8 protein-coding genes and 2 pseudogenes are annotated in these 11,274 nt (G+C 67.1%); 7 read left to right on the plus strand and 3 right to left on the minus strand.

Annotated elements, in window-relative coordinates; translation table 11 throughout:
• Both B0W88_RS25225 and B0W88_RS25230 read right to left on the minus strand, forming a co-directional pair.
• Positions 1 to 662: pseudogene (locus B0W88_RS25225) on the minus strand (hypothetical protein); the annotation flags it as partial.
• A gap of 298 nt (positions 663 to 960) precedes the next feature.
• Positions 961 to 1,617, minus strand: coding sequence for a GntR family transcriptional regulator (locus B0W88_RS25230; RefSeq protein WP_077037363.1), 657 nt, complete (start codon positions 1,615 to 1,617; stop codon positions 961 to 963).
• A gap of 90 nt (positions 1,618 to 1,707) precedes the next feature.
• Here B0W88_RS25230 and scpA point away from each other — a divergent pair, with 90 nt between their 5' ends.
• The 7 genes and pseudogenes from scpA to B0W88_RS25265 all read left to right on the plus strand — a co-directional run bounded on the left by scpA (position 1,708) and on the right by B0W88_RS25265 (position 9,888).
• A complete protein-coding gene (gene scpA / locus B0W88_RS25235; protein ID WP_077037364.1) occupies positions 1,708 to 3,855 on the plus strand; it encodes a methylmalonyl-CoA mutase in 2,148 nt (715 codons plus the stop codon).
• A 17-nt stretch (positions 3,856 to 3,872) separates the two neighbouring features.
• On the plus strand, positions 3,873 to 4,298 hold the full coding sequence (locus B0W88_RS25240; protein WP_077037365.1) for a GNAT family N-acetyltransferase: 426 nt from the start codon (positions 3,873 to 3,875) through the stop codon (positions 4,296 to 4,298).
• Positions 4,295 to 4,504: pseudogene (locus B0W88_RS34935) on the plus strand (GIY-YIG nuclease family protein); the annotation flags it as partial. The gene B0W88_RS25240 and the pseudogene B0W88_RS34935, both read left to right, overlap by 4 nt.
• Before the next feature lie 315 nt (positions 4,505 to 4,819).
• Positions 4,820 to 5,830, plus strand: coding sequence for a methylmalonyl Co-A mutase-associated GTPase MeaB (meaB, locus tag B0W88_RS25250; protein WP_077037370.1), 1,011 nt, complete (start codon positions 4,820 to 4,822; stop codon positions 5,828 to 5,830).
• The gene (locus B0W88_RS25255) at positions 5,823 to 7,355 is read left to right on the plus strand and encodes an acyl-CoA carboxylase subunit beta (protein ID WP_077037366.1); all 1,533 of its coding nucleotides are present in this window, start codon (positions 5,823 to 5,825) and stop codon (positions 7,353 to 7,355) included. Before meaB ends, B0W88_RS25255 begins: the two co-directional genes overlap by 8 nt.
• Positions 7,356 to 7,378: 23 nt before the next feature.
• The gene (gene accC, locus B0W88_RS25260) at positions 7,379 to 9,424 is read left to right on the plus strand and encodes an acetyl-CoA carboxylase biotin carboxylase subunit (RefSeq protein ID WP_077037367.1); all 2,046 of its coding nucleotides are present in this window, start codon (positions 7,379 to 7,381) and stop codon (positions 9,422 to 9,424) included.
• On the plus strand, positions 9,424 to 9,888 hold the full coding sequence (locus tag B0W88_RS25265; RefSeq protein WP_077037368.1) for a VOC family protein: 465 nt from the start codon (positions 9,424 to 9,426) through the stop codon (positions 9,886 to 9,888). Before accC ends, B0W88_RS25265 begins: the two co-directional genes overlap by 1 nt.
• Here the strand turns inward: B0W88_RS25265 and B0W88_RS25270 are convergent.
• On the minus strand, positions 9,885 to 11,274 hold a 1,390-nt coding region (locus B0W88_RS25270), incomplete at its 5' end, for a diguanylate cyclase (protein ID WP_077037369.1). The two genes, B0W88_RS25265 and B0W88_RS25270, sit on opposite strands and share 4 nt — an antisense overlap.

The raw sequence follows: 11,274 nt of genomic DNA on the forward strand, positions 1-11,274 counted from the left end.
AGCTGGGCGCTGCCGAGCGCGCGCAGCGCGGCGCTGTTCAGCGCGCGCAGGTCGTCGCTGCCGAAATTGGTGAGCTGGTCGGTCGTCAGGCCGGCCACCTGGTTGGCGCTCAGCACTGCCACCTGGGTGGTGGACAGGGCCAGCACGTCGTCGGTGCTCAGCGCGCGGATCTGGTTGGAGCTCAGCGCCTTCAGGCCGTTGGAGCCCAGGGCGGCCACGTCCTCGGTGGTCATCGTCGACACCTGGGCGGTGCCGATGGCGGCGATCTGGGCGCTGGTCAGGCGCGGGATCTGGCTGCTGGTCAGGGCGTTGAGCGTGTCGCTGCCCATCGAGGCGATCTGGGCCGTGGTCAGCAGCGGGATCTGGGTGCTGGTGAAGGCGGCGATCTGGTCCGAATCGAGCGCGCCGAGCAGGGTGCTGCTGAGCGACTTGACCGCGGTGCCCGAGATGACGGCCAGGTCGCGCGTCTCGAAGACGGCGAACTGCGCCGCGCTGATGAAGCTGAACGCCGTCGAGCTGAGGCTGGCCACCTGGAGCGTGGACAGGGCCTGGATCTGGTCCGAGCTGAAGGCCGCCCAGTCGGCAGACGTCAGATTCGCCAGGGCCGAGGTGGCCAGCTGGGGGATCTGCGCAGGGGTCAGGCTGGAGATGATGGAGGCCATGTGGAGCTCGCTCGAAGGTCGTTGTGAGATCGCGAGCTCGCTCCGCGGCAGGTGCGCCACGCCCCCCTGCCGGTTCCGTTCCCTCGATCCCTTGTAGCTTTGGACCCGGCCTGGCGCGGCTGCTCAGCGAGCAGCGCCCGACATGCCATGGGTCGTCTTCGGGTTATCGGAGGCCACCCTGCAAACTTGAGGGCAGCCGGCGCCACGCCGGGCGCTTCCGTTGAATCCGTGCATTTTGGCCGTTATGTGGCCATTTTCTCGAGGGTGTTGCCGGGAGGTTTCCCGGATTCTTCTGGACTCAGGCGCCGGGTTTGCGCACGGCGGCGGCCAGACCGTTCTCGAAGTGCCGGCGCATCTCGCGGGCGGCGGCGGCCGGGTCGCGATGGGCGATCGCGGTCATCACCTTCGCATGCTCGGCGGCCGATTCGGCCAGCCGGCCCTGGGCGAACAGCGAATGGTGGCGGTTCAACTTCATCACGCGGCGCAGGTCGTTGATGATCTGCTGGCGCCAGCGGTTGCCCTCGATCTGCAGCAGCCGCATATGGAAGCGCTCGTTGGTGGCGAAGAAGGCATCGCGCTGCTGGACCTGGCCTTCCAACTGGTCGTGCAGGGCCTGCAGCTCGGCCATTTCGGCATCGCTGACGCGGCGGGCCACCTCGGCGGCGGCGTCGCTCTCCAGCAGGGCGAGCAACTGGTAGGCCTCGCGCACGTCGCGCTCGCTCATCTCGGTCACATAGGCGCCGCGCCGCACCTTCATCGTCACCAGGCCCTCGACGGCCAGCACTTTCAACGCCTCGCGCAGGGGTGTGCGGCTGATGCCCAGCTCGGCGCAGAGCTTCAGCTCGTCGATCCAGCTGCCCGGCTCCAGCTCGCGGCCGAAGATGCGCTGGCGCAGGTGCTCGGCCACCTCCTGGTAGAGGGCGCGCGGGGCGAGGGTGGTGGCAGGGGCATCCATCGCCGCGAGTCTATCTCAAATTAATTCATAATTATGAATGCTGGCTTGGGCTATGATGCAGCGCAATATTTGGAAGTCCGAGGACGAGTCATGTCTGAATTCAATAGGGCCACCGTCGAGCAATGGCTGAAGGCGGCCGCCAAGTCCGCGCCCGGTGGCGATGTGTCCGCGCTGGATTGGGTCACGCCCGAGGGTCTGACCGTCAAGCCGCTGTACACCGCGGCGGACACGGCCGCGCTGCCGCACGCCGACACGCTGCCCGGCTTCGAGCCCTTCCTGCGCGGCCCGCAGGCGACGATGTACGCGGTGCGCCCGTGGACGATCCGCCAGTACGCCGGCTTTTCGACGGCCGAGGAGTCGAACGCCTTCTATAGAAAGGCGCTGGCCGCCGGCGGGCAGGGCGTGTCGGTCGCCTTCGACCTGGCCACGCACCGCGGCTATGACTCGGACCACCCGCGCGTCACCGGCGACGTCGGCAAGGCCGGCGTGGCGATCGACTCGGTGGAGGACATGAAGATCCTGTTCGACGGCATCCCGCTGGACAAGGTCTCGGTCTCGATGACGATGAACGGCGCCGTGCTGCCGGTGCTGGCCGGCTATGTGGTGGCGGCGGAGGAGCAGGGCGTCTCGCAGGACAAGCTGAGCGGCACCATCCAGAACGACATCCTCAAGGAGTTCATGGTCCGCAACACCTATATCTACCCGCCCGAGCCGTCGATGAAGATCATCGGCGACATCATCGAGTACACGGCGCGCAACATGCCGAAGTTCAACTCGATCTCGATCTCCGGCTATCACATGCAGGAAGCCGGTGCCAACCAGGCGCTGGAACTGGCCTTCACGCTGGCGGACGGCAAGGAGTATGTGAAGACCGCGCTGGCCAAGGGCCTGGACGTGGACGAGTTCGCCGGCCGCCTGAGCTTCTTCTGGGCCGTGGGCATGAACTTCTATCTGGAGATCGCCAAGATGCGGGCCGCGCGCCTGCTGTGGTGCCGGATCATGAAGGGCTTCGACGCGAAGAACCCGAAGAGCCTGATGCTGCGCACGCACTCGCAGACCTCCGGCTGGTCGCTGACCGAGCAGGACCCGTACAACAACGTCGTGCGCACGACGATCGAGGCGATGGCCGCGGTCTTCGGCGGCACGCAGTCGCTGCACACCAATTCGCTGGACGAGGCGATCGCGCTGCCGACCGAGTTCAGCGCCCGCATCGCCCGCAACACGCAGCTGATCATCCAGGAAGAGACCCACATCACCAACGTGATCGACCCCTGGGCTGGCTCCTACATGATGGAGAAGCTGACCCAGGACATGGCGGACAAGGCCTGGTCCATCATCGAGGAGGTCGAGGCGATGGGCGGCATGACCAAGGCGGTGGACAGCGGCTGGGCCAAGCTGAAGATCGAGGCCAGCGCCGCGGAGAAGCAGGCGCGCATCGACTCCGGCAAGGACGTGATCGTCGGCGTCAACAAGTACAAGCTGAAGGAACAGGACCCGATCGAGATCCTGGACGTGGACAACGTCAAGGTGCGGGACGGGCAGATCGCGCGGCTGAAGGACATCAAGGCCAAGCGCGATGCGGCCGCGGTGGCTAACGCCCTGGCTGCACTGACCGAGGCCGCGAAGAGCGGCACGGGCAATCTGCTGGATCTCGCGATCAAGGCGATCCGCCTGCGCGCCACCGTCGGCGAAGTCTCCGACGCGATGGAAGTCGCCTTCGGCCGCCACCGCGCCGACACGCAGAAGGTCAGCGGCGTCTATGCCGCCGCCTACGACTCGGCCGAGGGCTGGGCCAAGCTGCAGGACGAGATCAAGACCTTTGCCGAGGACCAGGGCCGCCGCCCCCGCGTGATGATCGCCAAGCTGGGCCAGGACGGCCACGACCGCGGCGCCAAGGTGGTGGCCACCGCCTACGCCGACCTCGGCTTCGACGTGGACATGGGCCCGCTGTTCCAGACGCCCGAGGAATGCGCGCGCCAGGCGATCGAGAACGACGTGCATGCGGTCGGTGTCTCCACGCTGGCGGCGGGCCACAAGACGCTGGTGCCGGCCATCATCAATGCGCTGCGCGAACAGGGCGCGGACGACATCATCGTCTTCGTCGGCGGCGTGATCCCGGCGCAGGACTACGGCATGCTGTACGACGCGGGCGTCAAGGGCATCTATGGCCCGGGCACGCCGATCCCGGCGAGCGCGAAGGATGTGCTGGAGCAGATCCGGCTGGCGGTGGCCGCCTGATTGATACTGCGGCGACGATGCTGAGTCTCGTTCCCGTCACCGCCGAGGACTTCGACGCGCTGTTCGAACTGCGCATGGCCTCGATGCTGGAGAACCTGCAGCGCCTGGGCCTGGGCGACCGCCAGCGCAGCCTTGAGCGCTTCCGCGGCCAGTTCGAGCCCGAATACATGAGCTGGATCCTGCGCGATGGCGAGCGTATCGGCTTCACCAAGCTGCAGCCGCGCGACGGGCATCTGCATATCGACCACCTGTTCATCGCGCCGGGCCGGCAGGGCGGCGGTGTCGGCAGCTGGGTGCTGGAACGCGCTAAGTCGCAGGGGCGGGACATCACGCTGTCCACGCTGAAGCTGAGCCCCGCCAACGAGTTCTACCTGCGTCATGGCTTCGAGAAGACCGGCGAGGAGGAGTTCGACGTCCAGTACCGCTGGAGCGCGTCGACATGAAGCCTTTCTTCGTGTACCTGCTCCGTTGCTCGGATTCGTCGTACTACTGCGGCCATACCGATGACATTGAAGCTCGGCTGATGCAGCACGAGATGAGCATCGAAGGCTATGTGGCGGAACACAAGCCTTTCGAGTTGGTCTGGAAGGGCGAGTTCGAGACACGCGAGGCGGCGATTGCTTTCGAGCAGCAACTGAAGGGGTGGTCGCGGGCCAAGAAGGAAGCGCTGATCGCCGGGAACTGGGAGCGGATCAAGGAATTGGCGAGAAGCTACACGGAACAACGCCCCGTTCGCCCTGAGCCTGTTGAAGGGCTGGTGGAGGCTCGGCCAGAGGCTTCGACAGGCTCAGCCCGAACGGAGACCGCCACCGTTCGCCCTGAGCCTGTCGAAGGGCTGGTGGAAGCCCGGCCACAGGCTTCGACAAGCTCAGCCCGAACGGAACAACATCCCGTTCGCCCTGAGCCTGTCGAAGGGCCGGTGGAGGCTCGGCCACAGGCTTCGACAAGCTCAGCCCGAACGGATATGCGGCTGAAGGATGCAATTCTTGCCGCCCGCGGCCCCGCACAGCGCCGCGCCGTCGCCAAGGCGATCACGCTGCTCGAATCCACCCGCGCCGACCACCGCGAGCAGGCCGACGCACTGCTGACCGACCTGCTGCCGCACACCGGCCAGTCCCTGCGTCTCGGCATCTCCGGCGTCCCCGGCGTCGGCAAAAGCACCTTCATCGAAGCCCTCGGCCTCTTCCTGATCAACCGAGGCCACAAGGTCGCCGTGCTCGCCGTCGACCCGTCCAGCAGCGTCTCCGGCGGCTCCATCCTCGGCGACAAGACGCGCATGGAACTGCTGTCGATGGACGAACGCGCCTACATCCGCCCCAGCCCCAGCAGCGGCACGCTGGGCGGCGTGGCCGAGAAGACGCGCGAGGCCATGCTGGTCTGCGAGGCGGCAGGCTTCGACATCGTCATCGTCGAGACGGTCGGCGTCGGCCAGAGCGAGACGGCCGTGGCCGGCATGACCGATATGTACTGCCTCTTGCAATTGCCCAATGCCGGCGACGACCTGCAGGCGATCAAGAAGGGCGTGATGGAGCTGGCCGACCTGATCGTCATCAACAAGGCCGACATCGACGCCGCCGCGGCCACGCGGGCGCAGGCGCAGATCACCTCCTCGCTGCGGCTCTACGGCTTCCACGGCCACTCGCACGAAGAGATGAGCAAGACCTGGCACCCGCGTGTGATGCAGCTGAGCGCGCTGAAGAACCAGGGGCTCGATGCCTTCTGGGCGATGGTCAGCGAGTACCGCGAGCTGCAGACCGGCAACGGTCGCCTCGCCCAGCGCCGCCAGCAGCAGGCGCAGAGCTGGATGTGGGAGCGCATCCACGCCGGGCTGCGACAACAGTTTTCACAAGCCCCCGCCGTCCGCACGGCGCTGGGCGATATCACCGATCAAGTGCTGCAAGGAAGGCTCGCACCGTCCACCGCAGCACGCCAACTGCTCAACAAGTTTTCCGCCGGAGAGACAAGCAATGCATGACATCCAACAGCGCCTCGAAGAGATGCGCGCCAAGGCCCGCCTCGGCGGCGGCGAGAAGCGCATCGCCGCCCAGCACGCGAAGGGCAAGCTGACCGCCCGCGAACGGCTGGAACTGCTGTTCGACGAAGGCACCTTCGAAGAGTGGGACATGTTCGTCGAGCACCGCTGCGTGGACTTCGGCATGCAGGACAACAAGATCCCCGGCGACGGCGTCGTCACCGGCTACGGCATGATCAACGGCCGCCTGGCCTTCTCGTTCAGCCAGGACTTCACCGTGTTCGGCGGCGCGCTCAGCGAGAGCCACGCCGAGAAGATCTGCAAGGTGATGGACCAGGCGATGAAGGTCGGCGCCCCGGTGATCGGGCTGAACGACTCGGGCGGCGCGCGCATCCAGGAAGGCGTGGCGTCCCTCGGCGGCTATGCCGACGTGTTCCAGAAGAACGTACTGGCCAGCGGCGTGATCCCGCAGATCAGCATGATCATGGGCCCCTGCGCCGGCGGCGCGGTCTACTCGCCGGCGATGACCGACTTCATCTTCATGGTGAAGGACTCCTCCTACATGTTCGTCACCGGCCCCGAGGTGGTGAAGACGGTGACGCACGAGGAAGTGACCGCCGAGGAACTGGGCGGCGCGGGCACGCACAGCAGCAAGAGCGGCGTGGCCGACCTGGCGTTCGAGAACGACGTCGAGGCGATCCTGATGCTGCGCCGCTTCTTCAACTACCTGCCGCTGAACAACCGCGAGAAGGCGCCCACCCGCGCCAGCGGCGACCCGGCGAACCGCCTCGACATGTCGCTGGACACGCTGGTGCCCGACAACCCGAACAAGCCTTATGACATGAAGGAGCTGATCGTCAAGACGGTGGACGACGGCGACTTCTTCGAGCTGCAGCCCGACTACGCGAAGAACATCCTCACCGGCTTCGCCCGCATGGAAGGCCAGACGGTGGGCATCGTCGCCAACCAGCCGCTGGTGCTGGCCGGCTGCCTGGACATCAAGAGCAGCATCAAGGCCGCGCGCTTCGTGCGCTTCTGCGATGCCTTCAACATCCCGGTGATCACCTTCGTGGACGTGCCCGGCTTCATGCCCGGCACCTCGCAGGAGTACGGCGGCATCATCAAGCACGGCGCCAAGCTGCTCTACGCCTATGCGGAATGCACGGTGCCCAAGGTGACCGTGATCACGCGCAAGGCCTATGGCGGCGCCTACGACGTGATGGCCTCCAAGCACCTGCGCGGCGATGTCAATTTCGCCTGGCCTAACGCTGAAATTGCCGTGATGGGCGCCAAGGGCGCGGTGGAGATCATCTTCCGCGAGGACAAGAACGATCCGGCCAAGCTCGCCGCCCGCGAAGCCGAATACAAGGCCCGCTTCGCCAACCCCTTCGTGGCCGGCGCGCGCGGCTTCATCGACGACGTGATCCAGCCGCACGAGACGCGCAAGCGCATCTGCCGCTCGCTGGTGATGCTCAAGGACAAGAAGCTGGAAAACCCGTGGCGCAAGCACGGCAACATTCCGCTGTGATTGGCCGTTAGGAGATAAGAAACATGTTCAAGAAAATCCTGATCGCCAACCGGGGCGAGATCGCCTGCCGTGTCATCGCGACGGCACGCAAGATGGGCATCAAGACGGTCGCCGTCTATTCCGAAGCCGACAAGGACGCCCGCCATGTGGAGCTGGCCGACGAGTCGGTGCTGCTGGGCCCGGCGCCGTCGCGCGAGAGCTACCTCGTCGCCGACAAGATCATCGCCGCCGCCAAGCAGACCGGCGCCGAGGCCATCCACCCCGGCTACGGCTTCCTGTCCGAGAACGAGGACTTCGCCCGCCGCGTGGAAGAGGAAGGCATCGCCTTCATCGGCCCCAAGCACTACTCGATCGCGGCGATGGGCGACAAGATCGCCTCGAAGAAGCTCGCGAACGAGGCCAAGGTCAATACGATCCCCGGCTTCAACGAGCCGATCCTCTCGCCCGAGCAGGCGGTCGAGATCGCCAAGGGCATCGGCTATCCGGTGATGATCAAGGCCAGCGCCGGCGGCGGCGGCAAGGGCCTGCGCGTGGCCTTCAACGACAAGGAGTGCTTCGAGGGCTTCAGCTCCTGCCGCAACGAGGCGCGCAACAGCTTCGGCGACGACCGCGTCTTCATGGAGAAGTTCGTCGAGGAGCCGCGCCACATCGAGATCCAGGTGCTGGGCGATTCGCAGGGCCATGTCGTCTATCTGCACGAGCGCGAGTGCTCGATCCAGCGCCGGCACCAGAAGGTCATTGAAGAGGCGCCGTCGCCCTTCATCAGCGAAGCGACCCGCAAGGCGATGGGCGAGCAGGCGGTACAACTGGCCAAGGCCGTGAAGTACCAGAGCGCCGGCACCGTCGAGTTCGTCGTCGGCAAGGACCAGAGCTTCTACTTCCTCGAGATGAACACGCGTCTGCAGGTGGAGCACCCGGTCACCGAGTGCATCACCGGGCTGGACCTCGTGGAGCAGATGATCCGCGTGGCCGCCGGCGAGCCGCTGTCCTTCAAGCAGGAGGACATCAAGCGCGACGGCTGGGCGATCGAGTGCCGCATCAACGCCGAGGACCCGTTCCGCAACTTCCTGCCCTCGACCGGCCGCCTGGTGAAGTACCAGCCGCCGGCGGCGACGATGGTGCAGGGCGAGCCCGAGCGCCATGGCGTGCGCGTGGACACCGGCGTCTACGAGGGCGGCGAGATCCCGATGTTCTACGACTCGATGATCGCCAAGCTGATCGTGCACGGGAAGGACCGGGCCGAGGCGATCGCCAAGATGCGCGAGGCGCTGAACGGCTTCGTGATCCGCGGCATCAGCAGCAACATCCCCTTCCAGTCGGCGCTGCTGGCGCACCCGGATTTCCAGACCGGCAACTTCAACACCGGCTTCATCGCCCAGCACTACGCCGGCGGCTTCAAGGCCGAGGACGTGCCGCACGAGGACCCGCTGTTCCTGATCGCGCTGGCCGGCTTCATCCGCCGCAAGGCGCGCGAGCGCGAGGCGCGCATCAGCGGCCAGTTGCCGGGCCATGAGGTGAAGATCGAAAGCGACTATGTGGCGGTGGTCAACGAGGGCGACGGCAAGGCCTCGCGCCACGCGATCCATGTCGCCGAGTACGCCGGCGCTTTAGGCGAGGCCACCGTCAATGTCGACGGCAAGTCCTACCAGATCGTCTGCCTCTCGCGCCTGAACGACATCGTGCTGACCGGCACCGTCAACGGCAAGCCCTTCACCGCGCAGGCCGATCGCGGCACGCCGAAGAACCCGCTGGCCTACCGCATCCAGCACGGCGGCCGCTCGGTCGTCGCCAACGTGCTGAGCCCGCGTGCGTCGAAGCTGCTGGAGCTGATGCCCTTCAAGGCGCCGCCGGACACGTCCAAGATGCTGCTGTCGCCGATGCCGGGCCTGCTGGCGCAGGTGGCGGTCGCCGTCGGGCAGCAGGTCAGCGCCGGCGAGCGCCTGGCGGTGATCGAGGCGATGAAGATGGAGAACATCCTGGTGGCCGAGCGCGACGGCGTGGTCGCGGCGATCGATGCCAAGGTGGGCGAGAGCCTGGCCGTTGACCAGCCCATCCTGAGGTTCGCGTGATGAGCAAGCCCTATCGCATCCTCGGCATCCAGCAGATCGCCATCGGCGGTCCGGACAAATCGAAACTCCGCAAGCTCTGGGTCGACGTGCTCGGCCTCGAGGTCACCGGCAACTTCGTCTCCGAACGCGAGAACGTCGATGAAGACATCTGCGCCATCGGCTCCGGCCCGCACAAGGTCGAGGTCGACCTGATGCAGCCGCTCGATCCGGAGAAGAAGCCGGCCGTCCACACGACGCCTCTGAACCACGTGGGCCTGTGGGTGGACGACCTGCCCAAGGCCGTCGAATGGATGACGGCCAACGGCGTGCGCTTCGCCCCCGGCGGCATCCGCAAGGGCGCGGCCGGCTACGACATCTGCTTCATCCATCCGAAGAGCAACGACGAGTTCCCGATCGCCGGCGAGGGCGTGCTGATCGAGCTGGTGCAGGCGCCGGCGGAGGTGGTGGCCGCGCTGGGCAGTTAGCCGCTGACGGCCAGCTTCGGCCGCGGCCGGTAGAGCATGCTGCGGCCCTTGCCGGTGCGCTTGGCGTCGTACATGGCCTCGTCGGCCTCGCGCAGGGCCTGCTCGATGTCGTGGCGACTGGTGCTGATGCCGATGCTGGCACCCAGGCCCATGCCGAGGCCGCCGATGCGCTGGATGATGCGGTTGGCCACGGCAATGGCGGTCTGCTGGTGCAGCGGATCGGGCGAGGCCAGGCAGGCGGCGAACTCGTCGCCGCCGATGCGGCCGGCCGTGTCGGTGCCGCGCAGCTCGGCCTGCAGGATGGCCGCCACTGCCTGCAGCACCTGGTCGCCGCGCTCGTGGCCGAAGCGGTCGTTGACGGCCTTGAAGCCGTCCAGGTCGATGAACAGGCAGGCGAAGCCGCTGCGGGCCTGCAGGCAGTGCTGCAGCAGCGCCGCGGAGCGCTCCAGGAAGAGGGCGCGGCCGGGGATGCCGGTCAGCTCGTCGTGGCGGCTGCGATCCACCTCCACGCTCAGTTCGGCGTTCGCCTCCACCAGCCGGCCCACCTGCCGCGCCGCGCGCACGTAGCCGCGCTTGATCTCCTCCAGATAGACCAGCGGCAGCACCATGGCCGACAGCAGCGCGCCCAGGCGCCCGGCATACCAGCCCAGCGAGAGGCGGGTGCCGCCCAGCATCGTGATCGCGTTGTCGCAGAACAGGGCCACCAGGCTCAGCGCGAGCCACAGGTGCAGCACCTTGCGTAGCCGGCCGAGCCTGAACAGCACGGCCATGGCCAGCAGCAGCAAGAGTTCCAGCGCCGGGGTCATGCCCGAGTCGATGATGCCGCTGTAGTCGTCGTTGACCACCAGCACCGGCAGGCTCGCATGGAACACGCCCACGAAGAGGCCGGTGGCCGCGAGCGCCGCCAGCGTCAGCGCGGACGCCAGCCGCGCCGCGCGCCGCGGCCGGCCTGCGCGCGCGAGCGGCCAGCCCAGCTCCGCGCAGGCGAACAGCAGCAGGCTCAGCGATGGCGCCGCGTGCCAGAAGAACCAGAGCCAGCTCATCGTCTGCGGCCCGCCGAGCAGCACGCCGCCGTCGACGACGGCGCCGGGCAGGGCCAGCAGCTGCAGCACCAGCACGCCGGCCGCGTAGTAGTTGCCGGCGCTGAGATACAGCAGCGAGCGCTGGCGGGTCGCCTCGTACAGGCCCTGCATCAGGTAGGCCGTGGCGAGGTGGCAGAGGATCACCGCCGACTGGTAGGCCGGGAAGAAGGCGGGGACCTTGGGCAGGCGCTGGGTGGCGAAGGGCGCCAGCAGCACGGTGCCGCCGATGACGAGCAAGGCCAGCAGCAGGAAGCGGCGCTGCTGGGCGGGCGTGGCGTCGCGGGTGGCGGGGGAGCGGTCGTCC

The organism is Pelomonas sp. KK5, from assembly GCF_001984095.1.
GTDB lineage: Bacteria > Pseudomonadota > Gammaproteobacteria > Burkholderiales > Burkholderiaceae_C > KK5.

Excerpts from the sequence above, each read along its gene's own strand:
- B0W88_RS25230 (WP_077037363.1), bottom strand. The coding sequence starts at position 1,617 with ATGGATGCCCCTGCCACCACCCTCGCCCCGCGCGCCCTCTACCAGGAG.
- meaB (WP_077037370.1), top strand. The coding sequence starts at position 4,820 with ATGCGGCTGAAGGATGCAATTCTTGCCGCCCGCGGCCCCGCACAGCGC.
- scpA (WP_077037364.1), top strand. The coding sequence starts at position 1,708 with ATGTCTGAATTCAATAGGGCCACCGTCGAGCAATGGCTGAAGGCGGCC.
- B0W88_RS25240 (WP_077037365.1), top strand. The coding sequence starts at position 3,873 with ATGCTGAGTCTCGTTCCCGTCACCGCCGAGGACTTCGACGCGCTGTTC.
- accC (WP_077037367.1), top strand. The coding sequence starts at position 7,379 with ATGTTCAAGAAAATCCTGATCGCCAACCGGGGCGAGATCGCCTGCCGT.
- B0W88_RS25255 (WP_077037366.1), top strand. The coding sequence starts at position 5,823 with ATGCATGACATCCAACAGCGCCTCGAAGAGATGCGCGCCAAGGCCCGC.
- B0W88_RS25265 (WP_077037368.1), top strand. The coding sequence starts at position 9,424 with ATGAGCAAGCCCTATCGCATCCTCGGCATCCAGCAGATCGCCATCGGC.